Origin of the sequence: Streptomyces sp. HUAS TT7, assembly GCF_051550175.1 — a bacterium.
Taxonomy (GTDB): Bacteria; Actinomycetota; Actinomycetes; order Streptomycetales; family Streptomycetaceae; genus Streptomyces.
In genome coordinates, this window is the sequence record NZ_CP196175.1 from 5,918,250 (window position 1) to 5,934,158 (window position 15,909).

The window sequence follows — 15,909 nt, forward strand, 5'->3', positions numbered from 1 at the left end:
GTGCATGGAGTTCTACGCCGAGGCCGACACCGAACGCTGGGCCGCCGAGCCCGACAAGCGGCCCGGCCGCACCGCCTTCCAGCGCGACCGCGCGCGCGTGCTGCACTCGGGGGCGCTGCGCCGCCTGTCCGGCAAGACGCAGGTCGTCACGCCCGGCTCGCGGAGCCAGGCCTGGGACGCGAGCCCGCGCACCCGGCTCACGCACTCGCTGGAGTGCGCACAGGTGGGCCGTGAGCTGGGCGCGGCCCTCGGCTGTGATCCGGACCTCGTCGAAGCCGCCTGCCTCGCCCACGACATGGGCCATCCGCCGTTCGGCCACAACGGCGAGCAGGCGCTGAACGACTTCGCGAAGGACATCGGCGGCTTCGAGGGCAACGCCCAGTCGCTGCGCCTGCTGACCCGGCTCGAACCGAAGCGCTTCGTACGCTCCTCGGTGACGGGCGAGCCGGTCAGCGTCGGCCTCAACCTCACCCGGGCCGCCCTGGACGCGGCCACCAAGTACCCCTGGGCGCGCGGCGGTCACCCCACCGACCCCGCCTCGGTGAAGTTCGGCGTGTACGAGGACGACCTGCCGGTCTTCGCCTGGGTCAGGGAGGGCGCCACGCCCTACCGCAAGTGCTTCGAGGCCCAGGTCATGGACTGGTCGGACGACGTGGCGTACTCGGTGCACGACTTCGAGGACGGTCTGCACGCCGGCCACATCGACCCCAACGCGCTCTTCTCGGAGGCCGAGCGGGCCGACATCTGGCGCGTCGCGATCGGCCGGTACGTGCCCGCCGACACCGATCCGCAGGAGCTGGCCGAGGCCCTGGAGCGGCTCATCGAGCAGGACTGGTGGCCGCACGGCTACGACGGCACGGCGGTCTCCCAGGCCCGCCTCAAGGACGCCACCAGCCAGCTCATCGGCCGGTTCTGCCTGGCCGCCGAGGGCGCGACGCGCGCGGCCTTCGGCACCGGGCACCTCATGCGGTACGGCGCGGAGCTGGTCGTGCCGCGCGAGGCCCGCAACGAATGCGCCGTGCTGAAGGCGGTGGCCGACCGCTACGTCATGCAGCGCGACGAGCAGGAGCGGCTCCGCGCCGACCAGCGCGTCGTCCTTGCCGAGCTCGCCGACGCGCTGACCGCGCGGGCCCCCTCCGAGGGGCTCGACCCGCAGTTCCGGGCGCTGTACGACGAGGCGGGCGACGACCGTACGAAGAAGCGGGTGATCGTCGACCAGATCGCCTCGCTCACCGACGCCGCGGCCCGCTCGCTTCACTCCAGACTCACCGTGCACCACCGGTAATCCCAGCCGCCGCCGCGTCCCAACGGAGCAAGCCCTCTTCCCCCATCACGCTCCGTGCGGGACGCTCGCAGGTGGCGGCGTCGCGCAGCAAGCACCGAGGAGGCATCAAGTGGTCGACGCAGATCGGACATTCGTCATTGTCGGAGGCGGTCTCGCGGGGGCGAAAGCCGCCGAGACCCTCCGGTCCGAGGGTTTCAACGGGCGGGTGATCCTCATCGGCGACGAGCGCGAGCACCCCTATGAACGGCCGCCCCTGTCCAAGGGGTTCCTGGCCGGCAAGGAGGAGCGCGACAGCGTCTTCGTGCACGAGCCCGCCTGGTACGCGCAGAACGACATCGAGCTGCACCTGGGCCAGATGGTCACCACCATCGACCGCGGTGCGAAGACGGTCCGGCTCGGCGACGGCACCGTCATCCAGTACGACCGGCTGCTGCTCGCCACCGGCGCCGAGCCGCGCCGTCTGGACATCCCCGGCACCGACCTGGCGGGCGTCCACCACCTGCGCCGCCTCGCCCACTCCGAGCGGCTGAAGCACGTCCTCAAGGCGCTCGGCCGCGACAACGGCCACCTCGTCATCTCGGGCGCCGGCTGGATCGGCCTGGAGGTCGCGGCCGCCGCCAGGGGGTACGGCGCCGAGGTCACCGTCGTCGAGCCGGAGGCAACGCCGCTGCACAACGTGATCGGCCCCGAGCTCGGCCAGCTCTTCGCCGATCTGCACGCCGAGCACGGCGTCCGCTTCCACTTCGGGGTGCGCCTCACCGAGATCGTCGGCCAGGACGGCATGGTGCTCGCCGCCCGCACCGACGACGGCGAGGAACACCCGGCGCACGACGTGCTGGCCGCGATCGGCGCCGCCCCGCGCACCTCGCTCGCCGAGAACGCGGGCCTGGCCATGACGGACCGCGCGCACGGCGGCGGCATCGCGGTGGACGCCTCGCTGCGCACCTCGGACCCGGACATCTTCGCGGCGGGCGACGTGGCCGCCGTCCACCACCCGCTGCTCGGCACCCGGCTGCGCGTCGAGCACTGGGCCAACGCCCTGAACGGCGGCCCGGCCGCGGCCCGCTCGATGCTGGACCAGGACGTCAGCTACGACCGTGTCCCGTACTTCTTCTCCGACCAGTACGACCTCGGGCTCGAATACTCGGGGTGGGCGCCGCCGGGCTCGTACGACCAGGTGGTGATCCGGGGGGACACGGGCAAGCGCGAGTTCATCGCGTTCTGGCTCAAGGAGCGCCGGGTCCTGGCCGGGATGAATGTGAACGTGTGGGATGTCACAGAGCCGATCCAGGCCCTGATCCGGGGCGGGGCCCAGGTGGACACCGAGGCGCTGGCCGATCCGGCCGTCGCGCTCGGCTCCCTCGCACCCTGAGTGTCGTACCGTCCCCGTAGACTTCATGCGTGGCAGGCAGGATCAACGATGACGACGTGAAGGCGGTACGGGACGCGGTCCCGATCGACGCCGTCGTGTCCGAGTACCTCCAGCTGAGGAACGCCGGGGGAGGCAACCTCAAGGGCCTCTGCCCCTTCCATGACGAGAAGTCCCCGTCCTTCCAGGTCAGCCCGAGCAAGGGTCTCTTCCACTGCTTCGGCTGCCAGGAAGGCGGCGACACGATCGCCTTCATCCGGAAGATCGACCACCTGTCGTTCTCCGAGGCGGTCGAGCGGCTCGCCGCCAAGGCCGGCATCACGCTGCGCTACGAAGAGGGCGGCTACAACCCCTCGCACCAGCGCGGCGAGCGTATCCGCCTGGTCGAGGCGCACCAGGCGGCCGCCCAGTTCTATGTCGAGCAGCTCGGCAGCCCCGAGGCCGAGATCGGCCGCAAGTTCCTCGCCGAGCGCGGCTTCGACCAGGCCGCCGCCGCCCACTTCGGCGTCGGCTACAGCCCGGCGGGCTGGGACCACCTGACGCGTTTCCTGCGCGGCAAGGGCTTCAGCGACAAGGAGCTCCTGACGTCGGGTCTCGCCCAGGAGAGCCGCCGCAACCCCATCGACCGCTTCCGCGGCCGCCTGATGTGGCCGATCCGCGACGTCTCCGGAGAGGTCGTCGGCTTCGGCGCCCGCAAGCTGCGCGACGACGACAACGGGCCGAAGTACCTGAACACCCCCGAGACGCCGATCTACAAGAAGTCGCAGGTCCTGTACGGCATCGACCTGGCGAAGAAGGACATCGCCAAGTCCAGCCGCGCGGTGGTCGTCGAGGGCTACACCGACGTCATGGCCTGCCACCTGGCCGGAGTCACGACCGCCATCGCGACCTGTGGCACGGCGTTCGGCGGCGACCACATCAAGATCCTGCGCCGCCTCCTGATGGACAACGGCTCGGCCCGCGTGATCTTCACCTTCGACGGCGACGCGGCCGGCCAGAAGGCGGCCCTGCGCGCCTTCGAGGACGACCAGAAGTTCGCCGCCGAGACGTACATCGCGATCGCCCCCGACAACATGGACCCCTGCGACCTGCGGCTCGTCAAGGGCGACGAGGCGGTCGCGGACCTGGTCCAGCCCCGCACCCCGCTCTTCGAGTTCGCGATCCGCCAGATCGTGGGGCGCTACGACCTGGAGACCCCGGCGGGCCGGGCCGCGGCCCTGGACGAGGCGGCCCCCATCGTCGCCCGCATCAAGAACGTCGCCTCCCAGCACGAGGTCGCCGTCCAACTCGCCGGAATCCTCGGCATCCTGGACACCCAGTTCGTCGTGAAGCGCGTCGCCCAGCTCGCCCGCTGGGCCCGCGACCGCGGCGGCAAGGGCCCCGCGCCCACGCAGCACCGCCGCCAGCAGTACGAGACCGCCGGCCCCGTGGCCGCCGCCCCGGGCCCCGCCCTGAACCTGCGCAGCCCGGCCCACCGCACCGAACGCGAGCTCCTCAAGCTGGCGTTGCAGCACCCGCACCTGGTCTCCCCGGCGTTCGACGCGTACGGCGTCGACGAGTTCACCGCGCCGCCCTACGCGGCGGTCCGCCAGTGCATCCAGGAGGCGGGCGGCGCCACCGACGCACCCTCCGACTACCTCCCGGCCGTCATGGACTCCGCCCCCAACGACGTGGTCCGCGCCCTGGTCACCGAGCTCGCCGTGGAGGCCATCCACGCCCGCACGGTCGACGAGGCGTACGCGGGCGAGCAGCTGGTGGCGGTCCGCCGCCGGGCCGTCGACCGCCGCCTCCTGGACATCCAGGGCACCCTGGCCCGCCTGGGCCAGAACGGCGACCCGGCGCAACTGGCCGCCGTCCAGAACGAGTTGTGGGTCCTCCAGCAGTACGGCCAGGCCCTGCGCAACAAGGGCGCGGCGGCACTCTGAGCCCCGCAGGCCCGCTCTCGAACCCCGGCCGCCCATAACCCCGGCCGTCCTGGGTACGTGTCCGGGAGAAGGCCTTCGTCCCAACTACAGGCATCCGGTTGGACGTTCGCGGTCCGTAAGACGCGTGGGCGCATCCGCGGTGGCATATCCGTCCGGGTAACCACCCGGTCACACACCGGCTTCAAAAAGTCACCGCACGCCCGTCGCGGCGACCATGTGTCGTACCCCACACTGGGTTGCGGTGCCTGAGTCCTCGGAGCGCGGCCGGCCCACCCCCGGGGGTGGGCACCTCACCCCCGCGGATCCGCTCATCGTGTACGGGACGGAAAGCGGCCCGGCCGCCCCCGTCCCGCTGCCGCACGCCCCCGATCCGGCAGCGATCACCCTGGAGGTCGCCCCCGTGCAGACCCAGACCCTGACCGACAACGACGTCGTCACGGCCGTACCGCCGCAGTCTCGGGCCGTACACCACCCGGAGGCGGATCCGGCCGGCCCGGAAACCGGCCCCGCGACCGAACCGGCCGCCGAGGAAGAGGCCCCCGAACCACCCGACCCGCAACCGGGCAGGGTGGATACCGGCGGCCCGTCCTCCGATCTCTTCCGCCAGTACCTGCGCGAGATCGGGCGCATCCCGCTGCTCACCGCGGCCGAGGAGGTCGAGCTCGCCCGGCGCGTGGAAGCCGGTCTGTTCGCCGAGGAGAAGCTGGCCAATACCCCCGACCCGGATTCCCAACTCGCGGTGGATCTCGACAAGTTGGTCGTCATGGGCCGGATGGCGAAACGCCGTCTCATCGAGGCGAACCTGCGCCTGGTGGTCTCCGTCGCCAAGCGGTACGTCGGCCGCGGGCTCACCATGCTCGACCTCGTCCAGGAGGGAAACCTCGGACTGATCAGGGCGGTCGAGAAGTTCGACTACGCGCGTGGCTACAAGTTCTCGACGTACGCGACCTGGTGGATCCGGCAGGCCATGTCGCGGGCGCTCGCCGACCAGGCCCGCACCATCCGCGTCCCGGTCCACGTCGTCGAGCTCATCAACCGCGTGGTGCGCGTCCAGCGCCGGATGCTCCAGGAGCGCGGCTACGAGCCGACCCCGGACGAGGTCGCCGCCCACCTCGACCTGACCCCGGAGCGGGTCGGCGAAGTGCTGCGCCTCGCCCAGGAACCGGTCTCGCTGCACGCGCCGGTGGGGGAGGAGGACGACGTCGCGCTCGGTGACCTCATCGAGGACGGCGACGCCGCGTCCCCCGTCGAATCCGCCGCGTTCCTGCTGCTCCGCGAGCATCTGGAGGCCGTGCTCTCCACGCTCGGCGAGCGCGAACGCAAGGTCGTCCAGCTGCGCTACGGGCTCGCCGACGGGCGGCCGCGCACGCTGGAGGAGATAGGGCGCATCTTCGGCGTGACGCGCGAGCGGATCCGCCAGATCGAGTCGAAGACGCTGAACAAGCTCCGCGATCACGCGTTCGCGGATCAGCTGCGGGGATACCTGGACTGAACGCGAAGGGGCCGACGCGCTCGGCGCATCGGCCCCAACTGCCGGACGGATCAGTCGACTTCGGCAACCGCCTGCGCGAACTGGGCCGCGTACAGGCGCGCGTACGCGCCCTCCGCCGCCAACAGCTCATCGTGCGTGCCCTGTTCGACGATCGAGCCGTTCTCCATCACCAGGATCACGTCCGCGTCCCGGATCGTGGAGAGCCGGTGCGCGATGACGAACGACGTGCGCCCGTGGGCGAGCCGCGCCATCGCCTTCTGGATCAGCACCTCGGTACGGGTGTCGACCGAGCTCGTCGCCTCGTCGAGGACCAGGATCACCGGGTCGGACAGGAACGCCCGCGCGATGGTGATGAGCTGCTTCTCGCCCGCGCTGACCCCGGTGCCCTCGTCGTCGATGACGGTGTCGTAGCCCTCGGGCAGGGTGCGGATGAACCGGTCCGCATGGGCTGCCTTCGCCGCCTCCTCGATCTCCTCGCGGGTGACTTCCTTGGCGGCGCCGTACGCGATGTTGTCGGCGATGGAGCCGCCGAACAGCCAGGTGTCCTGGAGCACCATGCCGATCCCGGAGCGCAGTTCCTCGCGGGTCATCCTCGCCGCGTCGACCCCGTCCAGGGTGATGCGGCCGCCGGTGACCTCGTAGAACCGCATGAGCAGGTTCACCAGCGTGGTCTTGCCGGCGCCCGTCGGGCCCACGATCGCGACCGTGTGCCCGGGCTCCACCGCCAGCGAGAGGTCCTCGATGAGCGGCTTCTCCGGCTCGTACCGGAAGGACACGTTCTCCAGTGCGACCGCGCCGCGCAGCACCTCGGGGCGCTGTGGCGAGGCCGTGTCGGGGGCCTGCTCCTCGGCGTCGAGCAGCTCGAAGATCCGCTCGGCCGAGGCGACCCCGGACTGCACCAGGTTCGCCATGGAGGCGACCTGGGTCAGCGGCATCGAGAACTGCCGCGAGTACTGGATGAACGCCTGCACATCACCGATGGACAGCGAGCCCGTCGCGACCCGCAGCCCGCCGACGACCGCCACCAGGACGTAGTTCAGGTTGGACACGAACATCATCAGCGGCTGCATGACGCCGCTGTTGAACTGCGCCCGGAACGACGCCTCGTACAGCGCGTCGTTCTGCTCGGCGAACGCGTCCGCCGACTCCTGCTGGCGGCCGAACACCTTCACCAGGGCGTGCCCGGTGTACATCTCCTCGATGTGCGCGTTGAGCTTGCCGGTCGACTTCCACTGCTGGACGAACTGCGGCTGCGACCGCTTGCCGACCTTCGTCGCCACGACCACCGACAAGGGCACCGTGATCAGCGCCACCAGCGCGAGCAGCGGCGAGATCCAGAACATCATCACCAGGACGCCGACGATGGTGAGCAGCGAGTTGATGAGCTGGCCCATCGTCTGCTGCATCGTCTGCGAGATGTTGTCGATGTCGTTGGTCGCTCGGCTGAGCACCTCGCCGCGCTTGGCCTTGTCGAAGTACGACAGCGGAAGCCTCGACAGCTTCGTCTGGATGTCCTCGCGCAGCCGGAACACGGTCTTGTTGATGGCCCGGTTGGCGAGCCGGGTCGCCACCAGCATCGCGAGGCCGGCTCCCACGTACACCGCGAGGGCGGTGAGCAGGACGGTGCCGACCGCGCCGAAGTCGATGCCCTTGCCCGGCGTGAAGTCGACCCCGGAGAGCATGTCGGCGAGGCCGCCCTGGCCCTTGTCCCGCAGGCCCTGGATGGCCTGCGCCTTGCTGATCCCGGCGGGCATCTGCGGGGTCATGCCGATGACACCGGCGAAGACGAGGTCGGTCGCCTTGCCGAGGATCTTCGGCCCGACCACCGAGAGGCCGACGCTGACCACGACCGCGAGCAGCATCACGCTCAGGATGGCCTTCTCCGGCGCCAGCCGTTTGACCAGCCGTTTTCCGGATTCCTTGAAATTCAGAGACCGCTGATCAGGGCCGCCGCCCATCATCATGCGTCCACCGGGCCCGCTCATGCCGCCTCAGCCTCCGTCAGCTGGGAGAGCACGATCTCCCGGTACGTCTCGTTGTCGGCCATCAGCTCGTGATGGCGGCCGGTCCCGACGACCCGTCCCTCGTCGAGGACGACGATCCGGTCGGCGTCCCGGATGGTGGAGACCCGCTGGGCGACGATCACGACCGTGGCCTCGGCGGTCTCGCGGCCGAGCGCGGAGCGCAGCGCCGCGTCGGTGGCGTAGTCGAGCGCCGAGAAGGAGTCGTCGAAGAGGTAGATCTCCGGGCGCTGCACCAGGGTGCGCGCGATGGCGAGCCGCTGGCGCTGACCGCCGGACACGTTCGTGCCGCCCTGCGCGATCGGCGCGTCCAGGCCGCCCTCCAACTGGGAGACGAACTCCTTGGCCTGGGCCACTTCGAGCGCGTGCCAGAGTTCTTCGTCGCTCGCGTCGGGGTTGCCGTAGCGCAGATTGGTGGCCACGGTTCCCGAGAACAGGTACGGCTTCTGGGGGACGAGGGAGACGGTCTTGGCGAGCAGGACCGGGTCGAGGGTGCGCACGTCCTCGCCGTCGACGAGCACCTGGCCGTCGGTCGCGTCCATGAGCCGTGGCACGAGCCCGAGCAGTGTCGACTTGCCGCTGCCGGTCGAGCCGATGATCGCGGTGGTCTCGCCGGGCCGGGCCGTGAGGTCGACGCCCCGCAGCACGGAGGCCTCCGCGCCCGGGTACTTGAAGTCGGCGCCCCGCACTTCGAGATGGCCGTGCCGGCGCAGTTCGAGCACCGGGCTCTTGGGCGGCACCACGCTGGTGTCGGTCCCGAGGACCTCCTCGATGCGCTCGGCACAGACCTCGGCGCGCGGCACCATCATGAACATGAAGGTGGCCATCATGACGGCCATCACGATCTGCATGAGGTACGCGAGGAACGCGGTGAGCTGGCCGATCTGCATGTCGCCGCTGTCGATGCGGTGCGCACCGAACCAGACGACCGCGACCGAGGAGACGTTCACGACGGTCATGACGGTCGGGAACATCAGCGCCATCAGGCGGCCGGTGGCCAGGGAGACGTCGGTGAGCTCCGTGTTGGCGCCCTTGAAGCGGCCCTGCTCGTACTCGTCGCGTACGAAGGCGCGGATCACGCGGTTGCCGGTGATCTGCTCGCGCAGCACGCGGTTCACCGTGTCGAGGCGGGTCTGCATGGTGCGGAACAGCGGCCGCATCCTGCGCACGATCAGCGAGACCGCGATGCCGAGGACGGGGACGACGGCGAGGAGCACCGCGGAGAGCGGAACGTCCTGGCCGAGCGCCATGATGATGCCGCCGATGCACATGATCGGCGCGGACACCATCAGCGTGAACGCCATGAGCACCAGCATCTGGACCTGCTGGACGTCATTGGTGGTGCGGGTGATCAGGGACGGTGCCCCGAAGTGCCCGACCTCGCGGGCCGAGAAGGACTGCACCCGCGCGAAGACGCCGGCCCGGACGTCGCGCCCGAGGGCCGCGGCGGTCCTGGCCCCGTAGAAGACGGCACCGATGTTGCAGAACACCTGGACGAGGCTGACGGCGATCATGATGCCGCCGTGTCCCAGGATGTAACCCGTGTCCCCGTTCACGACACCGTTGTCAATGATGTTCGCGTTCAGGGTGGGCAGATAAAGGGTGGCGCTGGTCTGCAGCAGTTGCAGCAGGACCAGCAGGGCTATCGGTTTCTTGTACGGCCCTAGATGGGACCGCAGGAGTCGTATGAGCACGCGCAGGCTCTCCGGGTCGGCAAGATCGGGGGGTTCGACCCCCCATCTTGCGACACTCCACCCCTGGAAGCTCAAGCGATTATCGGGGTGAAGTCAAAAGGAATAGCAAAGAGCGTATGCCCGGTCCGCGTCAAGCGCTCTGGCCGAAGGCGCCCGGGTGGATCTCGTCACGCGTCGCGATGTACTGCTGACGCACCGCCTGCCCCGTCGCCAGTTCCTCGCCGGGCTCGAAGATCTGCGCGGCCGCGCCCTGCCAGGCCGGCGGGGTGTGCGGGGCGAGGGTGCCCTGGGAGACGCCGAGCGCCCAGGCGGCCTGCCGCGCCGCGCCGAGTGCCGCGTATTCGGCGGGCTGGGGCACCACGACCTGGGTGCCGAAAATGGCCGGCGCGGCCGCCTGCACGGCGGGCAGTTCGGCAGCGGCGCCGAGCAGGAAGACCCGCCGGACGTCGACCCCGCGTACCCGCAGCACGTCCAGGGCGTCGGCCAGCGAGCAGAGCATCCCCTCGAAGGCGGCCCGGGCCAGGTGCTCGGGCTTCATCGACTCGCGCCGCAGCCCGGACAGCGTCCCGGCGGCATGCGGAAGCCGGGGCGTGCGCTCGCCTTCGAGATACGGCAGCAGGACGAGACCGCAGGCGCCGGGGGTGGACTTGAGGGCCAGCGCGCTGAGTTCGGCGAGATCCTCGACGCCGAGCATCTCCGCCGTACCGCGCAGGGTCCGCACGGCATTGCTCGTATGGACGACCGGCAGATGCATCCCGGTGGCGTCGGCGAAGGACGTAATCATCCCGCTCGGGTCGGCCAGTGCCTCGTGATGCACGGCCATGACCGAGCCCGACGCGCCGAGCGAGACCACCGCGTCGCCCGCGCCGACGCCGAGCCCGAAGGCGGCCGCCATCGTCTCGCCCGTACCGGCGGAGATCAGCAGGCCCTCGGGGGTGGTGCCGGCCGCGTCGGAGGGCCCGAGCACCTCGGGCAGCGCCACCTGGTGGCCGAGTGCGAGCTCGATCAGATCGGGGCGGTAGAAGCCGGTGGCGGCGGACCAGTAGCCGGTGCCGGAGGCGGCGCCGCGGTCGGTGGTGCGCCGGGCGGGCCGGCCGAGCAACTGCCACACCAGCCAGTCGTGTGCCTGCAGAACACCTGCGGTGCGCTGGGCGGCCTCCGGCTCGGTCCGCGCCAGCCACCGCAGCTTGGCCACGGCCTGAGCGGCCTGCGGCACACATCCGACGGCCTTCGCCCAGGCCTCGCGGCTGCCGAGCCCGTCGATGAGATCGGCGGCGGCGACCTGCGCCCGCTTGTCGTTCCCGGTCAGCGCGGCCCGTACGAGATTGCCCTGGGCGTCCAGCGGTAGGAGTCCGTGCTGCTGGGCCGCGACGCCGATGGCCTGCACTCCTTCGAGGAGCCCGCCGGTCGCGGCCTCGCCGAGCGAGAGCAGCCAGGCCTGTGGATCGACCTCGGTCGCCTTCGGTTCGACCGGGTGCGGGGCGTACCCCTGTCGCAGCACGGCACCCGTGTCCGTGTCGCAGACGACGATGCGAGTGAAGGCGGAAGAGCTGTCCAGCCCGGCGACTATCCCCATGGTTGAAGATTCTGCCGCACGCGAGGGACTCCTGGGACGAGGGTGGCCGGGACAACGGTGTCGGACGCAGAAGGGCGGGTGCCCGTGGTTCAGGTGTTGCTGGTGCCCCAGTCGTCCTCGGCGCCCTGGCCGCGCTCGCGCAGGGAGCGCACCCGGTCGGCGACGGAGGCGGGCATCCTGTCCCCGAACTTGTCGCTCACGGCATGGAAGGCCTTGCCCGCGGCCTCGCGCGAGGTCTGCGCGGCCGACTCGGCGGTGTTCCGCACCGCGGGGTTCTGCGCCATCTGACGTGCGGACTTCTTCAACTGCTCGTAACGCTCGCGCCCTGCCCGGGTTCCGAGCACGTATCCGAGAGCCAGTCCGGCGGCGAACGTGAGCTGGTATCGCATGGCGGTCACCCTTCCCTAGCGTGTGTGCCGCGCCTACCCGCGCAGCCCCGTGATCACCCGGGGCGGAACCGATTGGCGGAGCACCCCCCTGCTTGCGCTAATGTATGTGTCGCAGCGAACGCACGCCGCCCGGGACCACCCCGGGTAGGTACGTTCGATGCAACGAGGCATTCCCCTGTAGCTCAATTGGCAGAGCAGCCGGCTGTTAACCGGCAGGTTACTGGTTCGAGTCCAGTCGGGGGAGCTCGATCTCCTGTAGCTCAATTGGCAGAGCAGCCGGCTGTTAACCGGCAGGTTACTGGTTCGAGTCCAGTCGGGAGAGCAGCGGAATCGGACCCTTCGGGGTCCTTTTTCGTATCCCGTGGAACCGCTGGGACCCCCGCGAAGTCCTCATGGGCGTGCGAAGCCGACCATCCGAGGCAGGAGATCGTATGAGCGGCTATGCTGCGGCAGACGGCGCGCACAAATGTGCGCGACGCGCCGTTAGGGGCGGTAGCTCAGCCGGTTAGAGCAGCGGACTCATAATCCGTCGGCCGTGGGTTCGAGTCCCACCCGCCCCACTATGAGGCGCAGGTGCAGAAACGATCTGGCCTGCGCCTTCGGCGTTTCTGGGAAGCGTCGCGGCTTCCTCCGGGGAGGGGCCGCCGGGCCTCACCGGAGACGGACGGTGACCTCCTTCGGGCGATCACCCGCACGGCCCCCTCAACCCTGGGCGCGTGTGTCGCACGGCCGCCGGGCGGGGCCTCGCGTCCCCGCCCGGCGCCCCCTCGGTAGGGCTACGGCTCTGCCGTCATCCGCACATCGGTGCACCTGCGTTGCTTCGCCTCGTTGTCCGCGAATGCCTTCAGAGCGGTGTTCGCGAAGTCGGGGGAGTGGTGGGGGACGGGGTGCGTGCTGGTGTCGGGGTCGTAGAGGCGCGTGAGCAGGAACGCGGCCGGTTCGGTGGACTGGGGGCACTTCGCGGTGGCCCAGGCGTAGTCCTTCGGCTCGTCCGGCATCTTGAAGGAGGAGGGCACGCCGCCTGCCCGGAGTGCCTTCGCGCTCGCGCCGTAGAAGGCGAACAGGCCGTATCCGGGCTTCTGGGACGACGTGGCGAGGTAGCAGTTCACCTGGGGTGCCTGTGTGTCCGCCGGGAACTCCATCGCCTGCGGAACGCCGCTCTGGGTCGCTTGCGGGGCCAGGCCACGCAGTGCGGCGCAGGATCCCTGCGACTGGTCCAGCGGCTTGGCCGGCCTGGTCTTGGCGCCGTAAGGAGGCAGCGTCACGTCCGTCAGCTTTTCGCCACCGTTCGCCCGGCAGCCGTACTTCGCGGCCGCCTTCTGGGCGGTCTCGGCGGTGACACGGCCCAGCCCGGTGAGAACGGGCCCGGCCGCCGACGCGGCGCCGTCCGGCGTGTTCATGAGCACGCCCAGCGCGACGAGGGCCTTGGTCCTGTCGTTCTGGCAGTCCAGTGTCACCATGATCGTTGGGGCGCCGCGATACCGGATGATGCCAGGCCAACCCTGGCCGAGCGGAGCCGCTTGTGCCCTGGCTCCGTTGCGAAGGTCGGTGTACCAGGCGCGGGGCTCGGTGGAGGTAGCCGTGGCTCCGCTCCATTGCAGACTCACCACCAGGGCGCCGTCCGCACCGTTTTCGGCTCTCTTGACCATGCAATCGGTCAGAAGGCCATGCCCGCTGTCGAGTTGCTCGCCACGCAGCTTCGAGGACTGCAGAGCCATGTGAAGCCCATCCTGTGCCAGAAGTCCGTCGCACGCCTGGTCCACTGATCGGCTGTCGCGCCAGGAGTCATATATCCCTGTGCTGTATAGGACTTGGGCCAATATGGCCAGAGACACGACGAGTGTCCCCACGTACCAGCCGGGGTGGATCCGTCGGAGTCTGGAGATCATCTGCATGGTGCTCATTCTGTTGAGAGTCGTTCCACCCGAGGGTCAGCGATCGGACCGGAGGTGTAGAAGTGCGTAGTTGCGGCCATCGCTGTAGGAATTCTGGCCGTCTTGAATGGCGGACTGCGTGTAGTTGCTGTCGATGTCGTGACCACGGCTCTGCGCCCACTGCCTGATCATGTGCTCCACGTCGCGCTGGCCGGCGTCATAGGTCATGGCATTCTCCTTGGTGGCTGCAAGATTCGCCTCGGCTGTGTGTTCCTTGTTGGATTCGTATGTCCACAGGTCGACACTCTTCGTAGCGAGGTCTCCGACAGGGCTGAGGCTGGACACGGGATTGAACATCAGTGCCGTGCCCAGGGAGGTACCTATTCCGTGGTTGAAGTCGGCGGCCCATTGTGTTTTCTGGAACCGCTGGTCAAATATGATGTCCGACCGTATGCCGTCGTAGGCACCTATGGCGCGCGAGTTCTTATTGATGGGAACCGTGATCGCATCCTGGTTCGCGTCACTTGGAATGGCGGCCAGAACGTCATGTGAGTACATCTGCTCCGCCCCGTAGAGATGGCCGAAAGCCTCGGGGTCGTTGGCGATACCCCGCATGACGCTGGTGAGCTGGTCGATCGGTGCGGTCAGGTGTGCGCCCTGCTTTTCGTCCCAGACGCCGTTTGGGTTGTCGGAGGAGAAGTGAGAATTTGAATGACCGAACGTCTCATGCGTATCGGCCGTGTAAGACGTCAGAATGTGCGCCAAAGGCTGAGTGAGGTTCTTCGGCAGCTGCTGGGCGTGGTTGTCCGCGTTCAGCGTGTCGATCGTCTGCTGCAGGATGCTCGCCTGGGCCGCGGAATGGTGTCCGATGGGGTGGTACGTCCCCGGTGCGTTTCCCGTCGTCGCGGCTTCCAGGGCGGCGCCGAAGCCCTTGCGGACGTCGCCGTCCTCCACGGTGACCGGCATGCCCTGTGTGGTGCCGCCGGGTGGCGTCGCGAAATGGTCCACCACGGTGTCCCAATCCCGGCCGTGCAGCAGGTAGTTGAGGTTGTCGCTGTGGGCCGGGTCCAGGTACGCGGTGCTGGTCGCCGGGTCGTGGGACATGATGCCGAGGACGCCGTCGAGCGGGTCGTTGGCGAACCAGCCGCGGTCGCCGCCGCTGAACTTGTCCCGCAGTGACCAGACCGAGTCGAGCTTCCCCTTGGACAGGTACGACGTCTCCGCGTGCCGGATGTCGTCCGCGGTGTCCTTGAGGAACTGGCCCGAATAGCCGTCCCCGTGCTGCATCAGGGTGACCAGGCTCTGGTAGCCGCGAACCCGCTCGTTCGGGATCTTGCTCAGGCCGTCCAGCTTGAATTCCTCGGTACCGGCCTTCTGCATTTCGCTGCGGAAGTGCTTGTAGAAGGCGGAGTTGGGGTCCCTGGTCGCCGTGGACAGTGTCGTGGCGAGGCCCTTCTGGAGGTCCAAGTACTGGCCGCTCTGCTTCTTGTCCTTGTAATAGGCGAGGCTGTCGAGGGAGTTGGAGAGTTTCACGGTTCCGTCGGCGCCCAGTTCATCCAGGAGGGTCTGGCTGAACACCTTGTCGCCTGAGTTGTCACGGAAGAGGCGCTGCAACTCCTGGTAGTCGTGGGCGGTCGCCTCGCCCGAGTCGATGCGCAGCGCGAGCTCCTTGCCCTCGTCCGCCTCGTACTGCTCGATGTCGCCTTTGGCTCTTCCGTTGAACCCGTTGCTGGTCCCGTCCATGACGTCGGAGTCCTTGACCACCAGGGTGAGGGCGACCTCGAATCCTTCGTCCGCGTCGCACACGCTCTTTACGGCGTTGTCGATACGGCTCTGCCAGTCGGACGCCTTTTTCCGAGCAGACTGCTGGTAATCCGGGTCGTGGTGGTAGGCGCTCAGCTCGCCCGTGTCGAGCTTGCTCGTGTCGAAGGTCACGTAACCGGTGGCCGAGACGGTCATGCCATCCTTGATGGCGGCGTCCCGTTCGGACTCAACCTTTTTCCGCAGCTCCGCGAACTGGGAGTGGGCGTCCCTCAGAAGCGAGGCCATCGCCTTGGCCTCGGTCTGGGCGTTCTTGTACTCGTTCAGGGTGATGTTGAAGGTGGCGTTCGCGGTCTGTGAACTCTCACCCACCCACGTAGTGGGGAGCGTGATGATGTGCACCTTGTCGTGGTACAGCGTCTCGCGTTCCTTGAACTGCCCCGCCATTTCGTCCCACTTCGTCGCCGCCGTGGTCAATGTGGACAGGTCGGTCGCCAATATTTCCTGGTATGTGGGCATATGA

10 protein-coding genes and 3 tRNA genes are annotated in these 15,909 nt (G+C 69.0%); 7 read left to right on the top strand and 6 right to left on the bottom strand.

Going from position 1 to position 15,909, the window contains the following annotated elements:
- Window positions 1–4 precede the first annotated feature (4 nt).
- The 4 genes from ACSHXC_RS26625 to ACSHXC_RS26640 all read left to right on the top strand — a co-directional run bounded on the left by ACSHXC_RS26625 (window position 5) and on the right by ACSHXC_RS26640 (window position 6,071).
- The gene (locus ACSHXC_RS26625; protein WP_438294011.1) at window positions 5–1,285 is read left to right on the top strand and encodes a deoxyguanosinetriphosphate triphosphohydrolase; all 1,281 of its coding nucleotides are present in this window, start codon (window positions 5–7) and stop codon (window positions 1,283–1,285) included.
- A 109-nt stretch (window positions 1,286–1,394) separates the two neighbouring features.
- The gene (locus ACSHXC_RS26630) at window positions 1,395–2,657 is read left to right on the top strand and encodes an NAD(P)/FAD-dependent oxidoreductase (RefSeq protein WP_438294012.1); all 1,263 of its coding nucleotides are present in this window, start codon (window positions 1,395–1,397) and stop codon (window positions 2,655–2,657) included.
- 29 nt (window positions 2,658–2,686) lie between these two features.
- Window positions 2,687–4,579 carry a DNA primase gene (gene dnaG, locus ACSHXC_RS26635; protein ID WP_438294013.1) on the top strand — a complete coding sequence of 631 codons (1,893 nt, stop codon included), beginning with the start codon at window positions 2,687–2,689 and terminating at the stop codon, window positions 4,577–4,579.
- 241 nt (window positions 4,580–4,820) lie between these two features.
- Window positions 4,821–6,071, top strand: a complete 1,251-nt coding sequence (locus ACSHXC_RS26640; protein ID WP_438294014.1) for an RNA polymerase sigma factor — start codon at window positions 4,821–4,823, stop codon at window positions 6,069–6,071.
- A 50-nt stretch (window positions 6,072–6,121) separates the two neighbouring features.
- On the opposite strand, the gene ACSHXC_RS26645 is transcribed toward ACSHXC_RS26640, so the two are convergent.
- The 4 genes from ACSHXC_RS26645 to ACSHXC_RS26660 all read right to left on the bottom strand — a co-directional run bounded on the left by ACSHXC_RS26645 (window position 6,122) and on the right by ACSHXC_RS26660 (window position 11,751).
- Window positions 6,122–8,056 (bottom strand): ABC transporter ATP-binding protein, encoded by a 1,935-nt coding sequence (locus ACSHXC_RS26645; RefSeq protein WP_438294015.1) that lies wholly within the window; start codon window positions 8,054–8,056, stop codon window positions 6,122–6,124.
- Complete coding sequence (locus tag ACSHXC_RS26650; RefSeq protein ID WP_438294016.1) at window positions 8,053–9,786, bottom strand: ABC transporter ATP-binding protein; 1,734 nt, start codon at window positions 9,784–9,786, stop codon at window positions 8,053–8,055. Before ACSHXC_RS26650 ends, ACSHXC_RS26645 begins: the two co-directional genes overlap by 4 nt.
- A gap of 130 nt (window positions 9,787–9,916) precedes the next feature.
- On the bottom strand, window positions 9,917–11,362 hold the full coding sequence (locus ACSHXC_RS26655; RefSeq protein WP_438294017.1) for an FGGY family carbohydrate kinase: 1,446 nt from the start codon (window positions 11,360–11,362) through the stop codon (window positions 9,917–9,919).
- Window positions 11,363–11,451: 89 nt separating this feature from the next.
- The gene (locus ACSHXC_RS26660; RefSeq protein ID WP_438296842.1) at window positions 11,452–11,751 is read right to left on the bottom strand and encodes a YtxH domain-containing protein; all 300 of its coding nucleotides are present in this window, start codon (window positions 11,749–11,751) and stop codon (window positions 11,452–11,454) included.
- A gap of 171 nt (window positions 11,752–11,922) precedes the next feature.
- Between ACSHXC_RS26660 and ACSHXC_RS26665 the strand changes: the two genes are divergently transcribed.
- From ACSHXC_RS26665 to ACSHXC_RS26675, 3 genes are all read left to right on the top strand, one after another.
- Window positions 11,923–11,995: transfer RNA gene (locus tag ACSHXC_RS26665), tRNA-Asn, on the top strand.
- 5 nt (window positions 11,996–12,000) lie between these two features.
- Window positions 12,001–12,073: transfer RNA gene (locus ACSHXC_RS26670), tRNA-Asn, on the top strand.
- A gap of 164 nt (window positions 12,074–12,237) precedes the next feature.
- Window positions 12,238–12,311: transfer RNA gene (locus ACSHXC_RS26675), tRNA-Ile, on the top strand.
- Window positions 12,312–12,527: 216 nt separating this feature from the next.
- Here ACSHXC_RS26675 and ACSHXC_RS26680 read toward each other — a convergent pair.
- Window positions 12,528–13,469, bottom strand: a complete 942-nt coding sequence (locus ACSHXC_RS26680) for a hypothetical protein (protein WP_438294018.1) — start codon at window positions 13,467–13,469, stop codon at window positions 12,528–12,530.
- Between the two features lie 213 nt (window positions 13,470–13,682).
- Window positions 13,683–15,905: a hypothetical protein gene (locus ACSHXC_RS26685; RefSeq protein WP_438294019.1), complete on the bottom strand. Its 2,223-nt coding sequence runs from the start codon at window positions 15,903–15,905 to the stop codon at window positions 13,683–13,685.
- Window positions 15,906–15,909 lie beyond the last annotated feature (4 nt).